Below are 23,746 nucleotides of genomic sequence, written 5' to 3' on the forward strand. Positions count from 1 at the left end.
TGCCGGGTCAAGACTGATGTTCAAAACCGCCCAGCATACCGGTTTCCTTCACGGCCTCCATCGCAACAAAAGTTGAGGTATTGGCGACATGCGGCAGAGACGAGATCTTCTCGGCCAATACACGGCGGTATTCCGACATGGTGGCGGTGCGCACTTTCAGAAGATAGTCAAAATTGGACGCGATCATATGCGCCTGCTCGACCTCGGCGGTTTTGCGGACGGCTGCGTTGAACTCGGCCAGAGCCTTTTCGCGGGTATCGGTCAAACGCACCTCGACAAACGCGACGTGATCCAGGCCCAACCGGATCGGATCCAGCATCGCCCGATACCCCTGGATTACTCCGCTTGCCTCAAGCCGTTTGAGCCGCGCTTGCGTCGGAGATTTCGACAGCCCGATCTCGCGCGCAAGATCAGCCACCGAGATACGACCATCCTCGGCCAGAATTTTTAGAATCGACCGGTCGAACCGATCCAGATCAGGAAAGCTCATTTGCGCTGTCTTTTGCCGAATCTTCAGAACACAGGACTTCCAATAGCCAATATTCGGGCCGTTGTCCTGAATTTTCCGCATTATATTATCAAAAAGACCGGAGGACATATGTCACACAGCCTGCGCACCCTCATCGATAGCTCAACCTACGCCGATCAGTCGGCAGTTCTTGATACACTGATCTCTCAGGCGAACCTGACAGACACGGATCGCAGCGCCATCGGCACCGCCGCTGCGCAGCTTGTGCGCGACATCCGGTCCAGCACTTCTCCGGGGTTGATGGAGGTGTTTCTGGCCGAATATGGCCTGTCCACCGACGAAGGTATCGCCCTGATGTGTCTGGCCGAGGCGTTGTTGCGCGTGCCGGATGCCGACACAATCGATGCGCTGATCGAAGACAAGATCGCACCATCCGATTGGGGCAAGCATCTGGGGCAATCCTCTTCCTCGCTGGTGAACGCCTCGACCTGGGCGCTGATGCTGACGGGAAAGGTACTGGACGAAGGCAAGGCGTCTCCGGTCGGGGCGCTGCGCGGTGCAATCAAGCGGCTGGGCGAGCCGGTGATCCGCACGGCCGTCGCGCGCGCGATGAAAGAGATGGGGCGACAGTTCGTTCTGGGGGAAACCATTCAGTCCGCCATGGAGCGTGCGCGCGGGATGGAGGAAAAAGGCTATACCTATTCCTACGACATGCTGGGCGAAGCGGCCCGGACCGAAGCGGACGCGGCGCGCTATCACCTGTCCTATTCCCGCGCCATCTCGGCCATTGCCGAGGCCTGCACCCATGACGATATCCGCGCCAACCCGGGCATTTCGGTAAAACTGTCCGCCCTGCATCCCCGTTATGAGCTGGCACAGGAACAGCGTGTGATGGACGAGCTGGTGCCGCGGCTGCGGGCGCTGGCCCTGCTGGCCAAGGCGGCCGGAATGGGCCTGAACGTCGATGCAGAAGAGGCGGATCGTCTGTCGTTGTCGTTGCAGGTGATCGAGGCGGTGATGTCCGACCCGGCCCTTGCCGGATGGCACGGGTTTGGCATCGTGGTTCAGGCCTATGGCCCGCGTGCAGGTCTGGTACTGGATACGCTGTATGGCATGGCCGAACGTCATGATCGCCAGATTATGGTGCGATTGGTCAAAGGTGCCTATTGGGATACCGAGATCAAACGCGCGCAGGTCGAAGGGGTGGATGGCTTTCCGGTCTTCACGCACAAGGCCGCGACCGACGTCTCCTATATCGCCAATGCACGCAAACTGCTGGGCATGACCGACCGGATCTACCCGCAATTTGCCACGCACAACGCCCACACGGTCAGCGCCATCCTTCACATGGCCGAAGATCAACCGTTCGAGTTCCAGCGCCTGCACGGCATGGGCGAGACCCTGCATCAGATCGTGATGGACAAGCAGAACACCCGGTGCCGCGTCTATGCACCGGTCGGGGCGCATCGCGACTTGCTGGCTTATCTGGTTCGACGCTTGCTGGAGAACGGCGCAAACTCATCCTTCGTCAACCAGATTGTGGACGAAGATGTGCCGCCGGAAGAGGTCGCAGCCGATCCGTTTGTTGCGCTCCGGACTCCTCCGCCCGCACTGCCGACCGGGCCGGACCTGTTCCAGCCTGAAAGACCGAACTCCAAGGGTTTTGACCTGCATCACACTCCAACGCTGGATAAGATTGATGCGGCACGGGATCAGTTCCGCGCCCATCACTGGTATGCGCAACCCTTGCTGGCCGGCGAGGCCAAGCCTGAAGCGGACGAGCCAGTGATCAACCCGGCGCAACCTCAGGACAAACCCGGCGCGGTGGCCGCAGCGAGTGCCGCGGACGTGGAGATGGCATTGGCTTCGGCCAACCCCTGGGACGCCCCCGCTGCCGAACGCGCCCGTGTCCTCAATGCCGCAGCCGATCTTTATGAAGCGCATTATGGCGAGTTGTTCGCGCTGCTGGCGCGTGAGGCCGGGAAGTCGCTGCCCGATGCGGTGGCCGAACTGCGCGAGGCGGTGGATTTCCTGCGCTATTATGCAGCCAACATCCCCGAAGCCGAACCCGCGGGGATTTTCACCTGTATCAGCCCGTGGAACTTCCCGCTGGCGATTTTCTCTGGGCAGATCTCTGCTGCACTGGCCACCGGAAACGCGGTTCTGGCCAAGCCTGCGCCCCAGACGCCCCTGATCGCACATCGTGCCATTCAGCTTATGCACGAGGCAGGGGTGCCACGCGACGTGCTGCAACTGTTGCCGGGTGGGCCTGCCGTGGGCGCGGCGCTGACATCGGATCCGCGTGTCTCGGGTGTGGCCTTCACCGGGTCTACGGCCACCGCGCTGAAAATCCGTGCGGCGATGGCCGGATCCATGCGTCCCGGCACGCCTCTGATCGCGGAAACCGGCGGTCTGAACGCAATGATCGTCGACAGCACGGCCCTGCCCGAACAGGCCGTGGAATCGATCATCGAAAGCGCCTTTCAGTCGGCGGGCCAGCGCTGTTCCGCCCTGCGCTGCCTGTATTTGCAGGAAGACATCGCCGACGACGTTCTGGCCATGCTCAAAGGGGCGATGGATGCGCTGTCGGTCGGCGACCCTTGGCTTGTGTCGACGGATTGCGGACCGGTGATCGACGAGCAGGCCCGTCGGAGCATCGCCGAACATGTGACCAAGGCGCGCAACGAAGGACGGGTTCTGAAAGAACTTCCGTTGCCGCCCGATGGCATCTTTGTTGCACCGACACTGATCGAGATCCCCGGCATCGCCGCGCTGGAACGCGAGGTGTTCGGCCCAGTGCTGCACGTCGCCCGATTCAAGTCGCAAGAGATCGACAAAATCATCGACGATATCAATGCCACCGGATACGGCCTGACCTTCGGACTGCACACCCGCATCGACGACCGCGTGCAGCATGTGACCGAGGCTATCCATGCGGGCAACATCTATGTGAACCGCAACCAGATCGGCGCAATCGTCGGGTCTCAGCCCTTCGGGGGCGAAGGATTGTCAGGCACCGGCCCCAAGGCGGGCGGGCCAAACTACATGATCCGGTTCTGCGCACCCGACCGTCAAAGCACGGCGGATACCTGGGGCGCCGTGGCTGATCTGCCTGCCGCACAAGGTCAACCTGCGCCGGTCACAACCCGATCCCTGCCCGGCCCGACCGGTGAATCGAACCGCCTGAGCGAGTATCCGCGTCCGCCCCTTCTGTGCATGGGGCCCGGAGAGGCCGCAGCGCGTGCGCAGGCCGATGCTGTATCTGCGTTGGGTGGCACCGCCATTCAGACGACCGGAATGCTTGACCTGCACCGGCTGGAGAACCTGACCGGCATCTCAGGCGTGATTTGGTGGGGAGACGACGAAACCGGCCGTCAAATCGAACAGCATCTGGCCCGCCGCGACGGTCCGATCCTACCGCTGATCCCCGGCAATCCCGACCGCGCGCGTGTTCTGGGTGAACGTCATGTCTGTGTCGATACGACCGCAGCAGGCGGAAACGCCGCGTTGTTGGGAGGTGCGGCATAAGCTTGCCTTGACGCTGGGCACACAAAAGCCCAGCGTCACATCATGTTTCCGATCCGTGACCATAACCCTTCGGGGCGCACACCTTATGTTGTCTATGCCTTGCTGGCGGCCAATATCCTGATTTTCCTCAGCTATGTGGGGATTTTGGGTGACGGGCCGCGGATCGGCAGGCTGTTTTTCGACTACGCCATAATTCCGGCACGGGTCAGCGACGGGTTCGGGCTGGAAACCCTCGTGACATCCATGTTCCTGCACGGGGGGTGGATGCATCTGGCCGGGAACATGCTGTTTCTGTGGATCTTCGGTGACAATCTGGAAGACGAGATGGGCCATCTGCCTTTCCTGCTGTTCTATCTGGCAGCCGGAATTGGCGCGGGCCTGATTCACATCATCACCGGGCCCGAGTCCCAAGTCCCCACGGTTGGGGCCTCGGGCGCGATTGCTGGCGTTATGGGCGGGTATCTGCTGCTGTTCCCGAAAGCACGGGTAGATGTCCTGCTGATCCTGGTCGTCTATTTCAGGGTCTTTACCATTCCCGCCTTCATCATGCTGGGCGTCTGGCTGGCGATACAGTTCTTTGGCAGCGTCACGAGCAACCCGGACGAAGGCGGCATCGCCTATTGGGCCCATACCGGGGGGTTTGCCGTTGGCCTGATCCTGTGCATACCGCTGTGGCTGAGACGCGGAGGAATTCAGTTCTGGAACCGCACCCATGGGCACCCGCCCCACCCGGAGGCGAAGTACAAGCTGTCGCAATCCCGCATTCCGCGCGTTCCGCGCCGTTAAGGCCGGTAAACGGGCGCCTAGCCCCGGATCACCTTGGCGAACTGATCGAAGATCGGTTCGTTAGAACAGATCACTTCACCATCTTCCAGCACGTTGCCTTCAGGGTTCAGCGCCTGCACGAAACCGCCGGCCTCTTTGACGATGATCACGCCAGCGGCCAGATCCCACGCATTCAGGCGGCGTTCCCAAAAGCCCTCGTACCGGCCGGCGGCCACATATGCCATGTCGAGCGCGGCAGCACCCCAACGACGGACACCGGCGCAGGCGGGCATCAGGCGCGCCAGATCCTGAAGGGTTGCTGGCAGGTCCGAACGGCCACCAAAAGGCAGACCGGTCGCGAAGACCGATTCAATCATGCGATGACGGCCCGACACGCGAATACGCATGTCGTTCATCCAGGCGCCCTCACCCTTTTCCGCAAAGAACATCTCGTCCTTGGCGGCGTCATAAATCACGCCGGCAACGATCTTGCCCTTGTGTTCCAACGCTATGGAAATCGCCCAATGCGGCAGGCCGTGCAGGAAATTGGTGGTGCCGTCCAGTGGATCGACGATCCAGCGGCGGGTTGGGTCTTCGCCGTCAATGACACCGCCCTCTTCGGCCAGCCAGCCATAGGTCGGCCGTGCGCCCAGAAGCTCTTCTTTCAGGATGGCTTCGGCGGCGATGTCAGCCTTCGAGACGAAATCACCGGCGCCTTTCATCGACACCTGCAGATTTTCGACTTCACGGAAATCCTTGACCAAAGAACGCCCCGCCTTGCGCGCGGCCTTGATCATGATGTTGAGATTTGCGCTGCCAACCATTGTCAAAAGGCTCCTGTCCGGTCAAACCGCGCGTATACTGCCGCAACGCGCCCTTGCCAAGAGGAATGATGCGCATAACAGACCCGCCGGAAACGCCGTTACTGGGATTGCAGCTTTCGCGCTTCTTCCCGGGCCAGTTTCACCAGTTCTTGCACAAAGGGTTTCTCCAGATCTTCCGACCGGACCGCGGCATAGAGACGCCGTGTAATGCCCTCTTTCGTCAGCGGTCGGGTGACGTAGTCCGAGTTGTATTTGACCTCGCGCACGACCCAATCCGGCAGCACTGAAATGCCCCGGTTCGATGCGACCAGCAGCAGAATGACGGCAGTCAGTTCCACCTGCCGGATCGTGGCAGGTTCAACCCGCGCCGGGATCAACAACTGGCTGAACACATCCAGACGCGTGCGTTCCACCGGATAGGTGATCAGGGTCTGGCCGCGAAAATCCTCGGCCTCGATATAGTCTTTCTTGGCCAGGGGATGGGTCGAAGCGGCCACAAACACCGCGTTATAGTCGAAAAGTTCGACAAACTCGACACCCGGAAGGTCTTCGGGATCGGACGAGACCACCAGATCGACCTCTTCCTTCTGCAAGGCCGGAAGCGCGTCGAAGGCTAGGCCGGGGCGGATATCGACATCCACATCGCCCCAGGATTTCCTGAAGGCTTCAAGAACAGGAAACAGCCATTCGAAACAGGCATGGCATTCGATGGCTATATGCATCCGCCCCGTTCGCCCGTCCCGCAGCGATGAAAACTCGCTCTGCGCGGCCTCGACCTGAGGAAGGATTTGTTCGGCCAGCCGCAACAGGCGGAATCCGGCGGCTGACAGTTTCATTGGCTTTGAGCGGCGCAGAAACAGTTCAACCCCCGCCTGATCTTCCAACCCTTTGATTTGATGACTTAATGCGGACTGGGTGATATTCAGCTGATCCGCAGCACGGGCCAGCCCGCCGCATTCATGGATCGCCTTGATGGTGCGCAGGTGCCGGAATTCAATATGCATTTCAAACAGTATTCATGTTGTTGTTGAGTAATATGAGTTTGTTTCACAATGCTCGCCATGGCACAAGGGGCTCAGTTGATCCAGTGAGGCCACAATGTCCAACCCTGAAATTTCCTTCGAGTTCTTTCCGCCCAAAACTCTGGAAGCCTCTTTCCGCCTTTGGGACACGGTCCAGACATTGGCCCCTTTGGATCCCCGCTTTGTTTCCGTCACCTACGGCGCTGGCGGCACGACCCGTGAACTGACACGCGACGCGGTTTCAACCCTGCACAAGTCATCGGGCCTGAACGTGGCCGCTCATCTGACCTGCGTCGATGCTTCGCGGCAGGAAACGCTGGAGATCGCAGACGCCTTTGCACGCGCCGGCGTGCAGGACATCGTCGCCCTGCGCGGCGATCCGCCAAAGGGTCAGGACAAGTTTGTACCGCACCCCGACGGGTTTTCCAGTTCTGTCGAACTGATCGAGGCACTGGCCGAAACCGAAATGTTCAGCATCCGTGTCGGGGCCTATCCTGACACCCACCCCGAGGCCGCAGACATGGCTGCGGATGTGGACTGGTTGAAGGCCAAGCTGGACGCAGGCGCAGACGAAGCGCTGACACAGTTCTTCTTCGAAGCCGAGACCTTTTTCCGGTTCCGCGATGCTTGCGCCAAGGCCGGTATCGACAAACCGATCGTTCCGGGCATCCTGCCGATCGAGAACTGGTCGGGTGCCCGCAATTTCGCCAAGCGCTGTGGCACGCATATTCCGGTTTGGGTCGAACAGGCCTTTGAAAAAGCGGTGCGCGACGAGCGCGAGGATCTGTTGGCCACGGCGATCTGCACTGAACTGTGTTCGGACCTGATCGAAGGCGGCGTGGACAAGCTGCATTTCTATACGCTCAACCGTCCCGAACTGACGCGCGATGTCTGCTTTGCACTGGGCATTACACCACGCGTTGAACTGGAAAACGTCGCCTGATTTGCAAAAAATCCAATGATTCGCACGGGTTACGTTTACACCCGGGCGTTTGTCGTTTCGGAAGATGTGTACTGTTTACCAGCACCACCCCTAAAACGGTGCCTTTGAGGGACAATTGAATCTCAACACCGCGATTGTTGTCACCAGCCCCGCAAATCATCCCTGAAATTTGACAAAACCATGACGCTGGCGACACTGGAAAAGTGTAGTTTGTAATGAGTGTTTTGAGTATGGAACCTGTCGATAAAGTGCGGGCGCGCGCGGATGCGTTGGCGGATCTGGGGTTAAGCCCCTGCGCCGGTTCCCAAGAGATCAGGGACGCCTGGAGGCAGATCGCCTTCCATTCACATCCCGATCACAAGGATGGGGACAGTTCCGGTTTTTCGCGCGCCAAGGCGGCCTATGATTATCTGCGCAAGGAAGGGTTGGTTACAAAAGGTGGTGCCAGTTCCGGCCCTCCGCAACCGCGCCGACCCCGTTTGAAAAAGCGCATCATCGAACTTCCGCTGGAAGATATCGCTGCCTGCAAGGCGATGCTGAATCCCGACCAGAGGTTGCCGAAAATGCACGATGAAGCGGATGTTCAGGACACATCTGATGCATGCGTCTCGGATCACGTTCCTGACGCGGTCGGGTGTTACGGGCGGCATCTGACCTATTTTGTCACCACGCCCGTGCATCATGGGGCAAATCGCGTGGCCTTGCCGACGACCGTCCTGACCAGCGCACGCCACACCGAGGCTGAAATTCTGAGCTTTCAGTCAAAAGATACCGGTGCCGGAGAAGTCATCATCCCCGATACGATCCGCGAACGGAAGTTTCCGGGGGCCAAGAGTGTGCGGATCAGGTTTGACGCTGATCAGGATATTCGGGATCAGTTCTGGCTTGCGGGGTAAGGGCCTGAGCCCGGCTGAGCCAGCCGGGCATTGATCTTGTGGCGCCGGATCAGTTCGAAACCGGGCCTTCTGACGTGAATTTCGGAATCACGTTGGTCGAGGCGTCGCTTGGTTCGATACCGGGCCAGTTTCCTTCGGCAAGATTGATATTGCCGGGAATGTCTTCCTCGAAAAATCCGACAACCACATCGGTGATGTTGAGATACAGCTTGTCATCCACGATCCGCCACAGGTTCGGGTTTGCCGGAACCTTGCCACCGCGCGACACGCCATAGGCGCAGTGCCCATCATATTGCGGCGCGTAGTATGCCGGGTTTTCCAGGAATTTGTCGCGGTTTTCCTCGGTCGCAAAAGCCCAGGTCGCACCGTTGTACTCGGCGGTGATGTTGGCATTTCCGCGCACACCCTCGGGCTGCGGCTGGCCCACCGGCACCTGATCCAGGCTGCGATAGGCAACGACATCGTAACCCGAAACAGCAAAACCTGTGCCGTCAATATATTGAGGGCCGGCAAAAGCCGGAACCGCCAGCGCTATGGCCGCAGCGAGTGTCAATGCAAAGCGTTTCATGTCGTCCATCCTTTTCGGGTCAACTAAATCCGTGATGCCTTGGGCAGGTCTGAATGGACAATATGCGATTCCCGTGCGGTGCGTAGTCCCCCTAACGCCGCTGTGACCCGGCACGAGAAAACGTGAGAGTTTGGCGGCGGATTGTTACAGAATGCGCCAGTTGGGTGGGGTTGGACTCGGCGGTTTGCAATATTAGCTGTATGGCAGCCCTGACATAGGCAAGAAAGGCAAGTGATGAGCGACCAATCCTCGTATACCCCTCCAGCGGTCTGGACCTGGGACAGTAAAAGTGGCGGACAATTCGCCAACATCAACCGGCCGATCGCCGGAGCGACCCATGACAAGGACCTGCCGGTCGGACAGCATCCTCTTCAGCTGTACTCGCTCGCGACACCCAATGGCGTGAAGGTCACGGTGATGCTGGAAGAGCTGCTGGCACTTGGTCATGAAGGCGCTGAATACAACGCCTGGCTGATCAACATCGGAGAAGGCGATCAATTCAGCTCGGGCTTTGTCGAGGTCAACCCGAACTCGAAAATCCCCGCGCTTTGGGATCGGTCGGGCGACAAACCTGTTCGGGTTTTTGAAAGCGCCTCGATCCTGTTCCATCTGGCCGAAAAGTTCGGCGCGTTTCTGCCGGCTTCCGGCCCCGAGCGGACCGAGGTGATGAACTGGGTGTTCTGGCAGATGGGCAGCGCGCCGTATCTGGGCGGTGGGTTCGGGCATTTCTACGCCTATGCACCCGAGAAATGGGAATACCCGATCAACCGTTTCGCCATGGAGACCAAGCGCCAACTGGATGTTCTGGATCGTGAACTGGCGGAAAAAACCTTCATCGCGGGCGAAAACTATTCGATCGCCGACATGGCGATTTGGCCCTGGTATGGTCAGTTGGTTCTGGGCCGCCTTTACAGCGCGGCAGAGTTCCTGGACGTGAAGTCCTACAAGAACGTCATGCGATGGGCCAAGGCGATCGACGCGCGCCCTGCGGTTCAGCGCGGCCGCATGGTCAACCGCACCTTTGGCGAGCCGCACACGCAGCTTCACGAACGCCACGACGCCACCGACTTCGAAACCCGCACGCAGGACAAGTTGGAAGCGGCAGCGGAATAAACAAACCCCAATGCAACAACACGCGGTGCAGCTTGCGCCGCGTGTTTGCGTTTGGATGGTTATTTCAGAATGGGTGGGTTGTCCGGGTTGCTGCCGGGGGCTTCACGGACCGTATCGGCAACTTGCGGCTGGGGCAGATCAAACCGAAGGCCCACCTTGGCCAACAGCGCGGCGGCGGCCTCGCTTGCGGTGAAAAACCCGACATCCATCGCGCCTGCCTCGATCCCGGAAAAGGTCAGCGCCTCGGACGCGGCCTTGGCCAAAGCGGGCTCGGCCCCCTCGATCGCATCGACAAATCCCAACAGATGGCCCTGCGCGCCCGATTTGGACTTGGTGGCAACCAGATAAGCCGCGCTGGCAAGTCCGCCTGCCGTCGCCAGTTTTGCATCCAGCGCGGTCAGCAGGTTCTGCGGCAGGCCAGCGGGCGGCAAAAACTCGGCAAGCTCTTCCTCGACCTCTTGCGGGCTGTGCTGCAACGTTTCAGCCAACCATTCCAGTGCTTCCACCGGAATCAGCATGGAAGATGGCGCCGTCTCAAGGTTCAGACCAAGCCCGATGCCCTGTCCCGGCAGCATCCCCGAAAGCACCCGCCCCGACAGCGCCACATACGGCACGGGCCGCCCGGCAAACTGCGCCAGCCGGTCCTCACGATCAAAGGCAAGAACAAAGCGCCCGTCAGCCACATCGAACACTTCGGGCGAGATATTCTGGTCCCGCGCTTCTTCGGTCAGCATCAGAAACAGCTCGCTATCCGCAAGCCGTTCAAAGAAACGCAGACGGGCGGCATCACTTGTCGGGTCCGCCTGCATCGCGGCATGCGCGGTGTCCAACGCCGTGGAGTCAGTCATTCAGCACCTCTTGGACCCGTGCACGCAAAACAGGCAGCAGTTCGGCCTCGAACCACGGGTTTTTCTTCAACCATGCCGTATTGCGCCAGGACGGGTGAGGCAAGGCAAAGACCCGCGGCGCATGGTCCCGCCAGTTGCGAACGGTGTCCGTCACCGACCCGCGCGCGCCAAGATGAAACTTGTGCGCGTGACCTCCGACCAGCACGGTCAGCGGCACACGCCCCAGGTCCTGCATCACTCGGTCATGCCAGGTCTTGCGGCACATCGCAGGTGGAGGAAGATCAGCATTGCGCGCATCATACCCCGGAAAGCAGAACGCCATCGGCACGATCGAAACACGGTCGCGGTCGTAAAAAACCGACTCATCAATCCCCAGCCAGTGCCGCAGCCTGTCGCCGGACGGGTCGGTGAAGGGCCGCCCCGACTCGTGCACACGGGCGCCCGGTGCCTGCCCCGCGACAAGGATTGGCGTTCCGGGGCGGAACCAGACCACCGGGCGCGGCTCGTGTGCGGTTTCTGTTTGCGCGAACCTGTCGGCACACAAGCGGCAAGCGCGGATTTCCTGACGTAACGCGTTCATCTGATCGTGACGGTCCCTGTCCATCCAGTCTGTTGTTGGCTGCCAAAACAGATAATAACGACCGAACGCAGCACCAAGTGAATGGAATCCCTTGCTGCACCCGACCAGACATTCATGCGCGCAACCGGGACGCATTCATGCGCGCAACCGGGACGCATTGATCATTTGTTTCATAATTCGACATAATGTAGCCAACATGGGCCGGTAAAAATACCTTTTCTGGCCGCCCGCAAGTGCGACAAACGACCAAAACGAGCAGCAGACCGCGAATGCTAGAATTCGACAACGTCAGCAAATCCTTCTGGACCGGAACGCGCCGCAAGGTGATTCTGGATCGGGTCTCGTTTCGGGTCGAACTGGGCACCTCACTGGGCGTTCTGGCCCCGAACGGAACCGGAAAAACCACGCTGATCAACATGATGGCCGGTCTGGAAAAACCCGACGAGGGCGTGGTCCGCCGCGAATGCCGGGTTTCCTTCCCCATGGGGTTCACCGGTGGCGTGTCGGGAAAACTGTCAGCGCTTGAGAACGCGCGCTACATCGCCAAGATCTACGGTATGGACCCCGATTACATCGAGGCCTATTGCAAATGGCTCTGCGGTCTGGGCGAATATTTCGACCAGCCCCTTGCCACTTACTCCTCTGGGATGAGGGCGCGCTTCACCTTTTCTTTGATGCTGGCGCTGGACTTTGACATGTATCTCATCGACGAAGGGATGCCGGCGACAACAGATGTCGAATTCAACGAAAAGGCTGGGGCGATCCTGAAGGAAAGATTGCGCACGACGACTTTGGTGATCGTATCGCACAGCCCGTCCGTGTTGGAGAAATTCGCCCAGAAAGCGGCCGTACTTCTGGACGGGCAATTGTATATATTTGACTCCTTGGAAGAGGCGAAGCAGCTGTATGACTACGAAACCCAAGGTTAGAAAATACAATTGGCGCCGCGGACGTCAGACGGAAAGCTCGGCCGAGGCGCGATCGGACGCCATCTCGCGTATTCGCAACGCGACGCAAGGCCCTGCGGCCGCCGGCGAAGCACAGCCCGGGACGCAGCTGGATGACATCAAGCGCGAAGGCCTGACGGGCCGTCAATTGCGTATCGCACGACGTCTGGCGCAGAAACACGGTCTGGCCGCGACGTCGGATTATGACGCGGTGCGGTTGCTGCGCAAAAAGGGCATCGACCCCTTCCAGCGCACCAATCTGCTGGACCTTGCTGCCGCAAAACCATCGAACGGGGGTGACAAACCCAAGGACAGGATCAACGTTCAACTGCCGCAGCCCATGGGCGCCGAGAAAACGAACCTGCCCGGGCCCGAGCTCAGCCCGGCTGAGCGGCGCAATTATGAAATCAGCCAAATCCAAAAAGACATCGCACGCCGTCGCAAGCGTAAACTGTTTGGACTGTTTGCGCGTCTGGCGGCCTTTGTGTTCCTGCCGACCTTCATTGTCGGCTTCTATTTCTACCGCATCGCCACGCCGATGTATGCCAGCGATTCCGAATTCCTGATCCTGCAAGCTGATGGTGGACCGGGCAGTGTCGGCGGTCTGCTCGCCGGCACGCAATTCGCCACCACGCAGGACTCGATCTCGGTTCAGTCTTTTTTGGAATCGAAAGAAGCTTTGCTGTTGCTGGATCGGGATGCCGGGTTTTCCGATGTCTTCAAGCAGGAATGGATCGACCCGATTCAAAGACTGGCGCCAGACGCCTCGCTTGAAGACGCCTATAAGCTGTTCAAACGCATGATCACCATCGGCTATGACCCGACCGAAGGGGTCATTCGGATGGAGGTTGCCGCCCCCGACGCGCAGACATCGACCGAGTTTTCCGAGCGCCTGATCTCTTACGCAGAAGACAGGGTGAACGCCTTGTCCGGGAAAAAACGCGAAGACCAGATGCGCGACGCACTGCAAAGCTTCGAAGCGGCGCAGGAAGCGCGCAGGCAGGCTCAGGAAGAGTTGATCGAGCTTCAGCTTCAGGGCGCGGTTCTTGACCCCGAAAACGTCATTGCCAGCCTGCGTGCCCGCATCAACGAAATCGAAATACTGGTTCAGGACAAAGAGCTTGAGCTCGCCGCGCTTCAGGACAACCTGCGCCCGAACAAGGCAAAGGTTGATGGCGTCAAGGCAGATATCGCCCGTCTGGAAAAGGTTCTCAAAGAACTGAATGCCGAGATGCAGGATGCCTCGGACGGCGAAAACTCGCTGGCGCGGTTGAGCGTGCGCATCCAGATCGCGCAGGCGGACCTGGCGGCGCGTGACATGATGCTGCAAACGGCAATGCAGCAAATGGAAGCGACCCGGTCCGAAGCCAACCGGCAGGTGCGCTATCTGACCGTGTCGGTCAACCCGGTTCCCAGTCAGGAACCCAGCTATCCGCGCAAGTTCGAAAATACGATTTTGGCATTCCTGTTGTTTGCTGGTATCTACCTGATGATCTCGCTTACCGCGTCGGTCCTTCGTGAACAGGTATCCTCATAAAACTCATGAAACATGTTAAAATCTCCGACTTGACAGTCGGCAACGACCTTCCGCTGACCATCATAGCTGGGCCATGTCAGCTTGAAACCGCAGACCACGCGCAGATGATTGCGGGCAAGATGAAAGAAGCCTGCGACGCCGCCGGGGCGCAATACGTCTTCAAGGCGTCTTATGACAAGGCGAACCGGACATCCCTGTCGGGCAAGCGTGGCATGGGCATCGATGCGGGGCTGAAGGTGCTAAGCGACATCCGCAAGACGATGGGCATCCCGGTTCTGACCGATGTTCATACCGAAGCGCAATGCGCCATCGCCGCCGAGGCGGTGGACGTTCTGCAAATTCCGGCATTCCTGTGCCGTCAGACCGACATGCTGCTGGCGGCAGGCAACACCGGCAAAGCGGTCAATGTGAAAAAGGGGCAATTCCTTGCACCTTGGGAAATGACCAACATCGTCGATAAAATCGAAAGCACCGGAAATCAGAATATCCTGCTGACCGAGCGTGGCACCTCATTTGGCTACAACACGCTTGTCGCCGACATGCGCGCGCTGCCCCAAATGGCGAAAACCGGGTATCCGGTGGTGATGGACGCCACCCATTCCGTGCAGCAACCCGGAGGCAAGGGCGGGTCTTCGGGCGGGCAGCGCGAATTTGCACCGGTAATGGCCCGCGCCGCGGTTTCTCTGGGTGTTGGGGCCGTGTTCATCGAAACCCATCAGGACCCGGACTCGGCCCCATCGGACGGGCCAAATATGATCCCCCTCGACCAGATGCCCCAACTTGTTGACACATTGATGCGATTTGATGCGCTTGCCAAAGCGAATCCGATACAGATTTAACGATTGAGACTTGTTATGACCAAACCCCTCACCGAGGTAACGCCCAACAGCTGGAACTTTCTGCGCGACGCGATGATCACGCCCACCGGGTTCCGTGAATACGACGCCCGCTGGAAATATCCCGAAGAGATCAACCTGCCCGGCATGACCGCGCTTGGGCTGGGGCTTGGCACGCAGATGCACAGGCGCGGGATCGAGCCTGTAATTGCTGTCGGCAACGATTATCGCGATTATTCATTGGCGATCAAAAATGCCCTGATGCTGGGCCTGATACAGGCTGGTATCCGTGTCAAAGACATCGGCCCTGCGCTCAGCCCCATGGCATACTTCGCACAGTTCCATCTGGATGTGCCGGCGGTGGCGATGGTCACCGCCAGCCACAATCCCAACGGCTGGACCGGGGTCAAAATGGGTTTTGAGCGTCCGCTGACCCATGGCCCGGATGAGATGTCGGAACTGCGTGACATCGTACTGAACGGCGAAAGCGTCACGCGCGAAGGCGGCTCTTACGAGTTCGTCGATGGCGTCAAAGAGGCCTATATCGACGACCTGGTCGGCGATTTCAAAATGTCCCGCCCGCTCAAAGTGGTCTGCGCAACGGGCAACGGCACGGCTTCGGCCTTTGCGCCCGAGATTTTCGAGCGGATCGGGGTTGAGGTCGTACCCAGCCATAACCGTCTGGACTATACGTTCCCCAACTACAACCCGAACCCAGAAGCCATGGAGATGCTGCACGACATGGCCGCCACCGTGAAATCCAGCGGTGCCGATCTGGCGCTGGGGTTTGACGGTGACGGAGACCGCTGCGGCGTCGTCGATGACGAGGGCGAGGAGATCTTTGCCGACAAGGTTGGCGTCATCATGGCGCGTGATCTGGCCAAGCTTCACCCCGGATCGACATTTGTCGCGGATGTGAAATCCACCGGTCTGTTCGCCAGCGATCCCGAGTTGCAGGCCCTGGGTGTCAAAGCCGATTACTGGAAGACCGGCCACAGCCACATGAAGCGTCGGGTCAAGGAAATCGGTGCACTGGCCGGGTTCGAAAAATCAGGCCACTACTTTTTGGCCGAACCGATCGGGCGTGGATACGACTGCGGGATGCGTGTCGCAGTCGAAATCTGCAAGCTGATGGACCGCAACCCGGATCAGAGCATGTCGGACCTGCGCAAGGCCCTGCCCAAGACCTGGTCCACACCCACGATGTCACCCCACGCCGCTGATACCGAGAAATATGATATCCTTCAGCGGCTGGTCGACAAGTTGGTCGCCAAGGGAGATGCGGGCGAAACACTCGCTGGCCGCGCAATCAAGGAAGTGGTCACGGTGAACGGCGCACGTGTGATTCTGGACAACGGCAGCTGGGGTCTGGTGCGGGCTTCGTCCAATACCCCCAATCTGGTCGTTGTCTGTGAAAGCAGCGAAAGCGAGGCTGAGATGCGCGCCATCTTCGCGGACATTGATGCCGTCATCCGAACCGAGCCCGGTGTCGGCGATTACGACCAAACCATCTGAACACAACTGCTTGGGGCATATCCCGATGCCCCAAGCACGATGGTTGCTCAGTCGCCGCCGAATAATTTGAGCAGACCTTTCTTGGCCTCTTCTTCAAGCTTGTTCTTGATGGCGTCTTCGATCTGATCACTGTCGGTGATCGTCGTATCCAATTCGTTGCCGACCTTATCAAAAACCTTCTGCTTGGCGTCGTCTTCCAGTTCCTTGACCTTCACATCCGCGGCCGCCTCGATCACCTTGGTCAGGTCCGGCTTGATCGACGGGTCGCTCCAGGGGCCTTTGATGTGAACGGGAACCGATATCCCCTGCCCGGAATTGGCACGCAACGCCACGGGCGTGAACAGATAGTCGATGTTGCGAGCCCCCAGATCCACGGTGCCGGTGCCATCTGCTCGGAAGTTCTTCAGTGACATGAGCAGATCACTGTTCGTCAACACGCCCTGATCGATGGTGAAACTGGCCGTCAGGCTGTTGAACACGGTGGTTCCGCCTGATCCGGTGCCCTGCCCCATCAACCGGTCCAGATCGAGCCCGGAAATCACTCCGGGACCGACATCCAGGTTTCCCTTGCCGCTGAGGGACCGCATGATCTGATCCTCGGACTGACCAACGCCCAGAAACTCAAATGCTCCCGCGGCGGTTCCCGACAGGCGTTTGACCCCGGCCATCGTGGTCAGTGCCTGTTCCAGATCGATCCCGGTGGCGGTCACGTTGCCGCCGACAGACAGGCCGTTGCGGTTGTTGGCAACCACCTGACCCTTCAGTTGCCCCGAAAACAGCGTGGCCGGGTGCATGTCCAGAACGGCCCGCGACCGATCCAGCGACAGGGTCAGGTCACTTTTGCCGAACGTCATTCCGGGCACGGCGATCGAGTTGGCCGTCAGGCGAATCTTACCGTTCGCCAAGGCCAGAGCGGACGCGTCGATAGGGTCCTTCGACCACCCCTCAGGTGCAGGAGCGTTTGCCTGAGACGTGCCGCTTGGGGCAGAACCCGTTTCGGAAATCCGCGACAGATCCAGATCACCGGCATCCAGACGGGCCACGATACGCGGCGGGTCCGAGATGGTGATATCCGCCTCACCCACGAACCGGTTGTCATCCAATTGCGCAACCATGTTCCGCATGGAAATCCGCCCGTCCTGCGTATACGTCATATTCGCTGAAATGTCGGCGATTTTGCCCAATCCGGGCGGTACAGATGTGCCAGCCTGACCGAAGGCGGCAAGCATTCTTTCAGTGTCCCGCGTCACGACCTTGATGGTTCCATCCATTTCACCCGTAAGATTGACGCGTCCTTCAAATCCGATCTCGCCGCCCGGAGCCGTCAAAGCCAGTTCCAGATCAGTCACTGACCCGGCCGCAAAAGCCGGTAAATCCGGGATTTTCAGATCAACCTGAACCGCACCTCCGGGCACTGGCATGGCGGCCTGCATCACCAACGGGGCCATCACCTCGGGCCAGCTTGCAGATAGTGTCACGCCCGAGAAGTCCATCTGCGTGACGCCATTTTCCACGTAAATCAGCCGTGCATTTGTCAGCTCCAGTTGATCCAGCGTGACCTGCCCCGAGGGCTCAGCGGGCGTGGTGCCCCCGGTCGTGGCCGCAGTTGTCGCTGTTGTTGGGGTGCTCAATTCCCAATTGCCGCGCCCATCGGATCGTTCCAACCGCAACACGGGATTGTCTGCAAAAACACGTTTGATCCGCAGATCCCCGTTCAACAGCCCGGCAGCGTCCACCCCGACGGCCAGGCTTTCCCCACTAAGCATCGGCTCCGGTCCGGCCCAGCTTGCGTTGCCGAAACGCACCGGCCCGGTCTCCATCCCGACCACCGGCCAGAAGGATATGCGCACATCGCCGGTCAGTGTCAGATCCCTCCCGGTCTGGGCCTTGACCTGCTCGGCCAGAATCGCGGCAAGCTTCTCCCCCGGCATCAGCAACAGCGCGCCGATGATCAACGCGACCACGGCCACAACAATAAACAGGATGCGCATCAGCCATTTCATAGTCTGCTCTCCGCCTTTTGGCTTGTCATTGCCGTGATCATTCAAATCACACGTCACATTTGCAAGGGGAAGCTTTCCCCACTATATGCCGCGCATGACGACGAACCCGCCAAACCTCCGCCCCGACCTGGCGCCTGCTGCCCGGATCACCGAGACGCCCCAATCAAACCAGCCGACCATCGGTATGGTGTCCTTGGGCTGCCCAAAGGCGTTGGTCGACAGTGAACGCATTCTGACCCGGCTGCGTGCCGAAGGATACGGCATTTCGCCAGATTATGCCGGGGCCGATGCCGTCATTGTGAACACCTGCGGGTTCCTTGACAGCGCCAAGGCGGAATCGCTGGACGCGATCGGAGAGGCGCTGGTGGAAAACGGCAAGGTCATCGTAACCGGCTGTCTGGGCGCAGAACCGGATTACATTCGCGAGCATCACCCCCGCATCATGGCTGTCACCGGCCCGCACCAATACGAGCAGGTGCTGGATGCGGTGCATGCCGCTGTGCCCCCCGATCCTGATCCGTTCGTGGACCTGTTACCCGCCAGCAGCGTTCAGTTGACGCCGCGCCACTACAGCTATCTGAAAATTTCCGAGGGCTGCAACCACAAGTGCAAGTTCTGCATCATCCCCGACATGCGCGGAAAGCTGGCCAGCCGCCCCGCGCATGCGGTTCTGCGCGAGGCGGAAAAGCTGGTCGACAATGGCGTGCGTGAATTGCTGGTGATTTCGCAGGACACCTCGGCCTATGGGCTGGACCGCAAATACGATGTGAACCCTTGGAAAGACGGTGAAGTACGCAGCCATATCACCGATCTGGCGCGTGAACTGGGGCAGTTGGATGCCTGGGTGCGGCTGCACTATGTGTATCCCTATCCGCATGTGCGGGACCTGATTCCGCTGATGGCGGATGCCGGGTGCAACGTGCTGCCTTATCTGGATATCCCGTTTCAACACGCCCACCCGGACGTTCTGAAACGCATGGCACGCCCGGCCGCGTCGGCCAGAACGCTGGATGAAATCAAGGCCTGGCGCGCGATCTGCCCGGGTATCACCCTGCGATCGACCTTTATCGTCGGCTATCCGGGCGAGACCGAAGCCGAATTCCAGACCCTGCTGGACTGGATGGACGAGGCACAACTGGATCGTGTCGGGTGTTTTCAGTATGAAAACGTGGATGGCGCGCGCTCGAACGACCTGCCCGATCACGTCCCGGCCGAAATCAAGCAGGAGCGCTGGGATCGCTTCATGGAAAAGGCTCAAGCGATCTCGGAGGCCAAGTTGCAGGCGAAGGTCGGACAGACGCTTGAGGTGATCGTGGACGAGGTCGACGACGAGGCCGCCACCTGCCGCACCAAGGCAGACGCGCCCGAGATCGACGGCAACCTGTTCATCGATGAAGGGTTCAAAAACCTCAGGCCCGGTGACATCGTCACGGTCGAAGTGGACGAGGCCGGAGAATACGATTTGTGGGGTAAGCCCGTCTAAGGTCTGACACCGCGGTCGAGCACACGGCATATGGGCAAAGCGTGAACCGAGTTTACTGGCCGAACACGCGGTCAGACCCGATCTTGGACTGAAAGCCAATCACGGGGGTTTTCATGTCTCATATCTTCAAGCTTGGCCGGAAGGGTGTGATATTCCTGATCGCTGCGCATTTCGTGGCCACCCCCGGTTACGCCCAGCCCACACAGGTCGGCTCTGCCGGATTTATTGTGGTCGGCGGCAAAAATCTGAGCTTTCACAAAAACGGCCGTCACAAGATAAACCGGTATTACGTGGCCCCGAAAGCCAAGTCACACGCCAAGCACCCCAAGGCGCATATCAAAAAACCGACCACGGTTTATCGATACACCGCCCCCAAATGGCGTGTCCTCGGGCATATCCCCTATGGGGCGGTCAAGCGTCACAAATACAAATCATTCAAATTCAAGCATTCCTACGGCTTCAAAAGGCACTAAACAGGGGTCGCACACCGCGACAAAGCACTTGCCGACAGCCGCAAAAAAGCAGGCAAGAAAAAACCGCCACGAATGGCGGCGGTCGTTCCCGAAAGGGTGCAGGCGGTCCGCGTCCGGGCCGCCTGCGAATGGCTTACTGAGTAACCGGATTACAGACCGTCTGGCCTGCTTCGGTTGTGGCAAGTTCATAGCCACCCGGGCAGCTGGGCGTGCCGGCTTTGTCATAGCTGGGCTGAACGTAAACAGGTGTCGGTTCTTCCTGCTGCGCACAGGCAGTCAGGATCAGTGCAAATGCGCCAACGGCGGCGAGTTTCAGTTTCATGTCCGTCAATCCTTTATTACTTTTCTGATATTGCCCAGCTTTTCGGGGCCGGGTTCAGAATACGGGTTGAACGACTATCTGGCAACTGAATCGATCACGACTTCGTGAGTCACAGCGAATCCATGCCAATCCAATGGCGCAATGACGTTCCTTGCGGCGTCAAACCTATCCTTCTGACTGCGACGCCCTAAACTGTTTCAGCACATTCAGCCAAAAGACGGAGAAGCCACATGTCAAACGCACCCATCATTGCCCGGAAATCGCCCTTTCCGGTCGAGGTCGTTCAGGGAAAAACCTATTTCTGGTGTGCGTGCGGAAAATCCGGCCGCCAGCCGTTTTGCGACGGCTCGCACAAAGGCACCGGATTTGAGCCTGTGAAATATACAGCGGAAGACAGTAAGAAGGTTTTCTTCTGTGGGTGCAAACACAGTTCGAAACCGCCTTTGTGCGACGGAACGCACAACGGGCTTTGATCAGGTTTTCAACCCATTCAATACCTCGGCATTCGGGCAAAAATCCGGGGCCGTGGCCGCTGTGCCCTGTTGCCGGGCAAGCCAATACTCGCATTGCACATCACATCCGGCAACGCGGCACCGCGTGACAAGCTCGGCGTATTGTTCCGGCGAAAGGCGTCCTTCGGCCATCACTTCGGTCATGGAAATGCCCATACAGCGCGAAACCGAGCGTGTAAGCCAGAAATGCTTTTCGATTTCCCCCAACGCGACCTGAGACATCAAGCGTGCTCCTTCTGCTTGGCTTTGAGAGCGGCAAAAAACGTGCGATTCGGGCATGTCGACGGTGCCTGTTCAACCTGTTCGCGCCGTTCCAACCATTCCGGGCAGTCCTTGGCCCAGGAACAGCCGCGGCACTGCTGCACGATTTCAGCCCATTCTTCCTGTTTCAGATGACCGCTCCGATAGGCCGCGGCCAAATTGGCTCCGGTTGCCTGCCCCATGCGCAACACCAAACGCAGATGGGTCATGATTTCGCCCAGACGTGTCATGGCACACCCGTATGTCAAGGCAGGAGATTGTCGAGCAATTCCTGGTTTCGGCAGTATTCGGGCGTACGCCGAGCAGAACCGGGATTGTTCAGCAAACTCTTGCAGTGATCCGGGTTCGGGCAGTCGGTACAGCGCAAAACAGCGTCAGATATCTGGTCCACGGAAACGGAGCCATCAATGGCGGCTTCCTCAAGATCAATGTCCAGCATTCTGGCCATATCGTCCACCAATCCGGCATGCAGCCGCAGGGTCTCTTGGGTAGGCATGCTGTTTCCTCTCGCTTTCACGCTGTGTCCAAAGGGTAGCGCATCCGCGAGGGCAAACATTGACTCAGGTCAAGATTGGATGCCGATGTGATCCAGATAGGCCCGCGTGGCATCCTGAACACGGCGAAAGCGATCCCCGCCCAGTTTCTTGCCGCCATACCAGCGCGTCACGACAATTACGTGGTTTTTCAACCCGGCGCGTTCGATCATCCGAAGGATCACCATACCCGCGCCGCTTTCCCCGTCATCGGCCTTCAACGCGCCGGTCGGCAAAGCCGCAGCCCAGGTGTTATGGGTGGCCTTGGCATAGCTCTTGTCGGATTTCAAATCCTCCAGAACGGCGTCGATTTCAGCCCGCGTCGTGACCTGCGCGCCTGAAACCGCGTATTTCGAGCCGCGATCCGTCAGGACGACACCCAGACACGTAAGCGCGGTCATTGGGACAGACCCAGTTGCTCTGCTGTCTCCAGCACGATCTGAACGCGTTGAGCATTCGGCGGGTGGGTTCCCAAAAACCTGTCACCGGGATCCGGGATCCGATCAAAGAATTTTGCCCCAACCAACGGATTGTATCCCGCGTTATAGGTGATGATGGTTCCCAACTGGTCTGCCTCCAGCTCAAAGTCTTTCACATAAGCCTGAACGCCGACCTGCGCGCCCAGCTTTTGCGCCTCTTCAATGGCGGCGGCGTCCCCGCCGCGCAACTCTGCCACCCGCCCGAACTCGGCCGCGCTGGCGCTGGCGATTTCACTCTGCCTGGCGATGTGCCCCAACACGTGGTGGGCTGCTTCATGCCCCATGACAAACGCCAGTTCATCCGCGTTCTTGGTGGATTCGATCATCGAGCGGGTGAATATGATCACCGGCTGCTTGTTTTCATCCAGCGTCTGGAATGCATTGACCGAAGCCCGAGGGTTCAGGTCGACAAGAATCCGAAAGTCGCAATTCTGCCCGGTCGTCTGTTTCAGACACTGTCTGCGGGCTTCTGCCCCGATCGCCCGGCTGACCTCGCGAAAGGTCTGCACCATCGGTTCTGCCTCTGGCTCATCCCCCAGCCATTCCTCGGCGGGCTGGACGCGCAAGGCCCCCTCTCCACACGCCGCAAGCAGCAGGGACAGCAATAAAACAAACCAAATGCGCATGTCATATCCTTTGAGACCGAATGGCCGTGATTTCAACATAGTACGCCCGTGCCGGCGAAACCACACTGCCGGTTCAACGAACGGCTTGCATTGCGCCTCGGCGGCTTGCACTCTGGCCTCATGTTTACGATTGAGCATGAATTCGACTCGACGGTCATTACGCTTGTGGACGAAGGTGAACAACCTTTGCAGGAAGATGTGGTGATCAACAATTTCGCGGAATGCGTCACGCTGGAACAACTTGATCCCCGCACCGATCAAATACAGAAGATCACTTTGTCACCCGAGCAGGTGCGGGATCTGGCGGCCGCGCTGGATCTGCCCGAAGGTGTTTATCAAATTCGCGAAACCGGGCCTCAGGGGTCATAGGCAAACAGCTTGATCCGTGCGGATTGCCCCTGCTTCAGCGTCAGGGTCGAGGGCGCGACGCCAAGACATTCTGCAAGCAGCAACTGCACGGCCCTGTTGGCCTTGCCGCTTTCCGGCGGGGCCGTAACGAATACCTTGATCTGCCCGTCTTCGACGCTCACCCGATCGCGGGTCGCCTTGGGCGTCACCTTCAATTGGAACACGGCCCCGGCCTGCGCCATCGCGCTGAGATCCGGCAGATCACGCAGCTTGGATTTCGCCATTGTCTCCTCTTCTTTCTCAAAGTCTTGCACG

At 59.2% G+C, this 23,746-nt stretch carries 27 protein-coding genes; 13 read left to right on the top strand and 14 right to left on the bottom strand.

Going from position 1 to position 23,746, the window contains the following annotated elements; all coding sequences use genetic code 11:
• Positions 1-7: 7 nt before the first annotated feature.
• Positions 8-490 (bottom strand): Lrp/AsnC family transcriptional regulator, encoded by a 483-nt coding sequence (locus tag AC2FF8_RS05565; protein WP_170346113.1) that lies wholly within the window; start codon positions 488-490, stop codon positions 8-10.
• 108 nt (positions 491-598) lie between these two features.
• Here AC2FF8_RS05565 and putA point away from each other — a divergent pair, with 108 nt between their 5' ends.
• A complete protein-coding gene (putA, locus tag AC2FF8_RS05570; RefSeq protein WP_496879136.1) occupies positions 599-3,997 on the top strand; it encodes a bifunctional proline dehydrogenase/L-glutamate gamma-semialdehyde dehydrogenase PutA in 3,399 nt (1,132 codons plus the stop codon).
• Between the two features lie 42 nt (positions 3,998-4,039).
• Positions 4,040-4,783 (top strand): rhomboid family intramembrane serine protease, encoded by a 744-nt coding sequence (locus AC2FF8_RS05575; RefSeq protein WP_170346111.1) that lies wholly within the window; start codon positions 4,040-4,042, stop codon positions 4,781-4,783.
• 17 nt (positions 4,784-4,800) lie between these two features.
• Here the strand turns inward: AC2FF8_RS05575 and AC2FF8_RS05580 are convergent, their stop codons facing one another.
• Positions 4,801-5,586, bottom strand: a complete 786-nt coding sequence (locus AC2FF8_RS05580; protein ID WP_170346110.1) for an inositol monophosphatase family protein — start codon at positions 5,584-5,586, stop codon at positions 4,801-4,803.
• Positions 5,587-5,684: 98 nt separating this feature from the next.
• Complete coding sequence (locus AC2FF8_RS05585) at positions 5,685-6,590, bottom strand: LysR family transcriptional regulator (protein ID WP_496879137.1); 906 nt, start codon at positions 6,588-6,590, stop codon at positions 5,685-5,687.
• Between the two features lie 94 nt (positions 6,591-6,684).
• Here AC2FF8_RS05585 and metF point away from each other — a divergent pair, with 94 nt between their 5' ends.
• Together metF and AC2FF8_RS05595 are read left to right on the top strand one after the other, a co-directional pair.
• Positions 6,685-7,551, top strand: a complete 867-nt coding sequence (gene metF / locus AC2FF8_RS05590; protein WP_257599246.1) for a methylenetetrahydrofolate reductase [NAD(P)H] — start codon at positions 6,685-6,687, stop codon at positions 7,549-7,551.
• Between the two features lie 230 nt (positions 7,552-7,781).
• Complete coding sequence (locus AC2FF8_RS05595; RefSeq protein ID WP_425078808.1) at positions 7,782-8,447, top strand: J domain-containing protein; 666 nt, start codon at positions 7,782-7,784, stop codon at positions 8,445-8,447.
• Between the two features lie 49 nt (positions 8,448-8,496).
• Here AC2FF8_RS05595 and AC2FF8_RS05600 read toward each other — a convergent pair whose 3' ends face one another.
• On the bottom strand, positions 8,497-9,015 hold the full coding sequence (locus AC2FF8_RS05600) for a YHS domain-containing (seleno)protein (RefSeq protein WP_170346106.1): 519 nt from the start codon (positions 9,013-9,015) through the stop codon (positions 8,497-8,499).
• Positions 9,016-9,249: 234 nt separating this feature from the next.
• Between AC2FF8_RS05600 and yghU the strand changes: the two genes are divergently transcribed.
• Positions 9,250-10,128 carry a glutathione-dependent disulfide-bond oxidoreductase gene (gene yghU / locus AC2FF8_RS05605; RefSeq protein ID WP_496879138.1) on the top strand — a complete coding sequence of 293 codons (879 nt, stop codon included), beginning with the start codon at positions 9,250-9,252 and terminating at the stop codon, positions 10,126-10,128.
• A 59-nt stretch (positions 10,129-10,187) separates the two neighbouring features.
• Here the strand turns inward: yghU and AC2FF8_RS05610 are convergent, their stop codons facing one another.
• Together AC2FF8_RS05610 and AC2FF8_RS05615 are read right to left on the bottom strand one after the other, a co-directional pair.
• Positions 10,188-10,976 carry an SseB family protein gene (locus AC2FF8_RS05610; protein ID WP_496879139.1) on the bottom strand — a complete coding sequence of 263 codons (789 nt, stop codon included), beginning with the start codon at positions 10,974-10,976 and terminating at the stop codon, positions 10,188-10,190.
• A complete protein-coding gene (locus AC2FF8_RS05615; RefSeq protein WP_496879140.1) occupies positions 10,969-11,580 on the bottom strand; it encodes a uracil-DNA glycosylase family protein in 612 nt (203 codons plus the stop codon). Before AC2FF8_RS05615 ends, AC2FF8_RS05610 begins: the two co-directional genes overlap by 8 nt.
• A 245-nt stretch (positions 11,581-11,825) precedes the next feature.
• On the opposite strand from AC2FF8_RS05615, the gene AC2FF8_RS05620 reads away from it, so the two are divergent.
• Genes AC2FF8_RS05620 through AC2FF8_RS05635 form a run of 4 tightly spaced genes read left to right on the top strand, consistent with a single transcriptional unit; the run spans position 11,826 to position 16,391 of the window.
• Positions 11,826-12,485, top strand: coding sequence for an ABC transporter ATP-binding protein (locus tag AC2FF8_RS05620; protein WP_170346103.1), 660 nt, complete (start codon positions 11,826-11,828; stop codon positions 12,483-12,485).
• Positions 12,463-14,040: a KpsE/RkpR family capsule polysaccharide export protein gene (locus AC2FF8_RS05625; RefSeq protein ID WP_170346102.1), complete on the top strand. Its 1,578-nt coding sequence runs from the start codon at positions 12,463-12,465 to the stop codon at positions 14,038-14,040. Before AC2FF8_RS05620 ends, AC2FF8_RS05625 begins: the two co-directional genes overlap by 23 nt.
• Before the next feature lie 5 nt (positions 14,041-14,045).
• Positions 14,046-14,879 (top strand): 3-deoxy-8-phosphooctulonate synthase, encoded by an 834-nt coding sequence (kdsA, locus tag AC2FF8_RS05630; protein ID WP_257599251.1) that lies wholly within the window; start codon positions 14,046-14,048, stop codon positions 14,877-14,879.
• 15 nt (positions 14,880-14,894) lie between these two features.
• Entirely contained in the window at positions 14,895-16,391 is a 1,497-nt protein-coding gene (locus AC2FF8_RS05635; RefSeq protein WP_257599252.1) for a phosphomannomutase/phosphoglucomutase, read from the top strand.
• A gap of 47 nt (positions 16,392-16,438) precedes the next feature.
• Here AC2FF8_RS05635 and AC2FF8_RS05640 read toward each other — a convergent pair whose 3' ends face one another.
• On the bottom strand, positions 16,439-18,394 hold the full coding sequence (locus tag AC2FF8_RS05640) for an AsmA family protein (RefSeq protein WP_496879141.1): 1,956 nt from the start codon (positions 18,392-18,394) through the stop codon (positions 16,439-16,441).
• 94 nt (positions 18,395-18,488) lie between these two features.
• Between AC2FF8_RS05640 and rimO the strand changes: the two genes are divergently transcribed.
• Both rimO and AC2FF8_RS05650 read left to right on the top strand, forming a co-directional pair.
• Positions 18,489-19,877 carry a 30S ribosomal protein S12 methylthiotransferase RimO gene (rimO, locus tag AC2FF8_RS05645; RefSeq protein ID WP_496879142.1) on the top strand — a complete coding sequence of 463 codons (1,389 nt, stop codon included), beginning with the start codon at positions 18,489-18,491 and terminating at the stop codon, positions 19,875-19,877.
• 113 nt (positions 19,878-19,990) lie between these two features.
• On the top strand, positions 19,991-20,350 hold the full coding sequence (locus AC2FF8_RS05650; protein WP_496879143.1) for a hypothetical protein: 360 nt from the start codon (positions 19,991-19,993) through the stop codon (positions 20,348-20,350).
• Positions 20,351-20,483: 133 nt separating this feature from the next.
• On the opposite strand, the gene AC2FF8_RS05655 is transcribed toward AC2FF8_RS05650, so the two are convergent.
• Positions 20,484-20,672, bottom strand: a complete 189-nt coding sequence (locus AC2FF8_RS05655) for a hypothetical protein (RefSeq protein ID WP_170346096.1) — start codon at positions 20,670-20,672, stop codon at positions 20,484-20,486.
• A gap of 230 nt (positions 20,673-20,902) precedes the next feature.
• Between AC2FF8_RS05655 and AC2FF8_RS05660 the strand changes: the two genes are divergently transcribed.
• A complete protein-coding gene (locus AC2FF8_RS05660) occupies positions 20,903-21,145 on the top strand; it encodes a CDGSH iron-sulfur domain-containing protein (RefSeq protein WP_170346095.1) in 243 nt (80 codons plus the stop codon).
• On the opposite strand, the gene AC2FF8_RS05665 is transcribed toward AC2FF8_RS05660, so the two are convergent.
• From AC2FF8_RS05665 to AC2FF8_RS05685, 5 genes are all read right to left on the bottom strand, one after another.
• Positions 21,146-21,406 (bottom strand): DUF6455 family protein, encoded by a 261-nt coding sequence (locus tag AC2FF8_RS05665; protein ID WP_496879144.1) that lies wholly within the window; start codon positions 21,404-21,406, stop codon positions 21,146-21,148.
• The gene (locus AC2FF8_RS05670; RefSeq protein ID WP_496879145.1) at positions 21,406-21,675 is read right to left on the bottom strand and encodes a DUF6455 family protein; all 270 of its coding nucleotides are present in this window, start codon (positions 21,673-21,675) and stop codon (positions 21,406-21,408) included. The genes AC2FF8_RS05665 and AC2FF8_RS05670 overlap by 1 nt, the downstream gene beginning before the upstream one ends.
• Before the next feature lie 14 nt (positions 21,676-21,689).
• Positions 21,690-21,941, bottom strand: coding sequence for a DUF6455 family protein (locus AC2FF8_RS05675; RefSeq protein WP_117867945.1), 252 nt, complete (start codon positions 21,939-21,941; stop codon positions 21,690-21,692).
• A gap of 69 nt (positions 21,942-22,010) precedes the next feature.
• On the bottom strand, positions 22,011-22,379 hold the full coding sequence (locus AC2FF8_RS05680) for a YigZ family protein (RefSeq protein WP_170346092.1): 369 nt from the start codon (positions 22,377-22,379) through the stop codon (positions 22,011-22,013).
• The gene (locus AC2FF8_RS05685) at positions 22,376-23,083 is read right to left on the bottom strand and encodes a M48 family metallopeptidase (protein ID WP_496879146.1); all 708 of its coding nucleotides are present in this window, start codon (positions 23,081-23,083) and stop codon (positions 22,376-22,378) included. Before AC2FF8_RS05685 ends, AC2FF8_RS05680 begins: the two co-directional genes overlap by 4 nt.
• A 120-nt stretch (positions 23,084-23,203) precedes the next feature.
• On the opposite strand from AC2FF8_RS05685, the gene AC2FF8_RS05690 reads away from it, so the two are divergent.
• Positions 23,204-23,452 (top strand): DUF8831 family protein, encoded by a 249-nt coding sequence (locus tag AC2FF8_RS05690; protein ID WP_170346090.1) that lies wholly within the window; start codon positions 23,204-23,206, stop codon positions 23,450-23,452.
• Here AC2FF8_RS05690 and AC2FF8_RS05695 read toward each other — a convergent pair.
• Complete coding sequence (locus AC2FF8_RS05695) at positions 23,440-23,715, bottom strand: DUF167 domain-containing protein (RefSeq protein WP_496879147.1); 276 nt, start codon at positions 23,713-23,715, stop codon at positions 23,440-23,442. The two genes, AC2FF8_RS05690 and AC2FF8_RS05695, sit on opposite strands and share 13 nt — an antisense overlap.
• Positions 23,716-23,746 lie beyond the last annotated feature (31 nt).

It is taken from the genome of Ruegeria sp. YTSA144 (genome assembly GCF_059610125.1).

Bases quoted from the DNA above. Each gene is read 5' to 3' on its own strand.
- AC2FF8_RS05565 (WP_170346113.1), bottom strand. From the start codon at position 490: ATGAGCTTTCCTGATCTGGATCGGTTCGACCGGTCGATTCTAAAAATT.
- putA (WP_496879136.1), top strand. From the start codon at position 599: ATGTCACACAGCCTGCGCACCCTCATCGATAGCTCAACCTACGCCGAT.
- AC2FF8_RS05575 (WP_170346111.1), top strand. From the start codon at position 4,040: ATGTTTCCGATCCGTGACCATAACCCTTCGGGGCGCACACCTTATGTT.
- AC2FF8_RS05580 (WP_170346110.1), bottom strand. From the start codon at position 5,586: ATGGTTGGCAGCGCAAATCTCAACATCATGATCAAGGCCGCGCGCAAG.
- AC2FF8_RS05585 (WP_496879137.1), bottom strand. From the start codon at position 6,590: ATGCATATTGAATTCCGGCACCTGCGCACCATCAAGGCGATCCATGAA.
- metF (WP_257599246.1), top strand. From the start codon at position 6,685: ATGTCCAACCCTGAAATTTCCTTCGAGTTCTTTCCGCCCAAAACTCTG.
- AC2FF8_RS05595 (WP_425078808.1), top strand. From the start codon at position 7,782: ATGGAACCTGTCGATAAAGTGCGGGCGCGCGCGGATGCGTTGGCGGAT.
- AC2FF8_RS05600 (WP_170346106.1), bottom strand. From the start codon at position 9,015: ATGAAACGCTTTGCATTGACACTCGCTGCGGCCATAGCGCTGGCGGTT.
- yghU (WP_496879138.1), top strand. From the start codon at position 9,250: ATGAGCGACCAATCCTCGTATACCCCTCCAGCGGTCTGGACCTGGGAC.
- AC2FF8_RS05610 (WP_496879139.1), bottom strand. From the start codon at position 10,976: ATGACTGACTCCACGGCGTTGGACACCGCGCATGCCGCGATGCAGGCG.
- AC2FF8_RS05615 (WP_496879140.1), bottom strand. From the start codon at position 11,580: ATGGACAGGGACCGTCACGATCAGATGAACGCGTTACGTCAGGAAATC.
- AC2FF8_RS05620 (WP_170346103.1), top strand. From the start codon at position 11,826: ATGCTAGAATTCGACAACGTCAGCAAATCCTTCTGGACCGGAACGCGC.
- AC2FF8_RS05625 (WP_170346102.1), top strand. From the start codon at position 12,463: ATGACTACGAAACCCAAGGTTAGAAAATACAATTGGCGCCGCGGACGT.
- kdsA (WP_257599251.1), top strand. From the start codon at position 14,046: ATGAAACATGTTAAAATCTCCGACTTGACAGTCGGCAACGACCTTCCG.
- AC2FF8_RS05635 (WP_257599252.1), top strand. From the start codon at position 14,895: ATGACCAAACCCCTCACCGAGGTAACGCCCAACAGCTGGAACTTTCTG.
- AC2FF8_RS05640 (WP_496879141.1), bottom strand. From the start codon at position 18,394: ATGAAATGGCTGATGCGCATCCTGTTTATTGTTGTGGCCGTGGTCGCG.
- rimO (WP_496879142.1), top strand. From the start codon at position 18,489: ATGACGACGAACCCGCCAAACCTCCGCCCCGACCTGGCGCCTGCTGCC.
- AC2FF8_RS05650 (WP_496879143.1), top strand. From the start codon at position 19,991: ATGTCTCATATCTTCAAGCTTGGCCGGAAGGGTGTGATATTCCTGATC.
- AC2FF8_RS05655 (WP_170346096.1), bottom strand. From the start codon at position 20,672: ATGAAACTGAAACTCGCCGCCGTTGGCGCATTTGCACTGATCCTGACT.
- AC2FF8_RS05660 (WP_170346095.1), top strand. From the start codon at position 20,903: ATGTCAAACGCACCCATCATTGCCCGGAAATCGCCCTTTCCGGTCGAG.
- AC2FF8_RS05665 (WP_496879144.1), bottom strand. From the start codon at position 21,406: ATGTCTCAGGTCGCGTTGGGGGAAATCGAAAAGCATTTCTGGCTTACA.
- AC2FF8_RS05670 (WP_496879145.1), bottom strand. From the start codon at position 21,675: ATGACACGTCTGGGCGAAATCATGACCCATCTGCGTTTGGTGTTGCGC.
- AC2FF8_RS05675 (WP_117867945.1), bottom strand. From the start codon at position 21,941: ATGCCTACCCAAGAGACCCTGCGGCTGCATGCCGGATTGGTGGACGAT.
- AC2FF8_RS05680 (WP_170346092.1), bottom strand. From the start codon at position 22,379: ATGACCGCGCTTACGTGTCTGGGTGTCGTCCTGACGGATCGCGGCTCG.
- AC2FF8_RS05685 (WP_496879146.1), bottom strand. From the start codon at position 23,083: ATGCGCATTTGGTTTGTTTTATTGCTGTCCCTGCTGCTTGCGGCGTGT.
- AC2FF8_RS05690 (WP_170346090.1), top strand. From the start codon at position 23,204: ATGTTTACGATTGAGCATGAATTCGACTCGACGGTCATTACGCTTGTG.
- AC2FF8_RS05695 (WP_496879147.1), bottom strand. From the start codon at position 23,715: ATGGCGAAATCCAAGCTGCGTGATCTGCCGGATCTCAGCGCGATGGCG.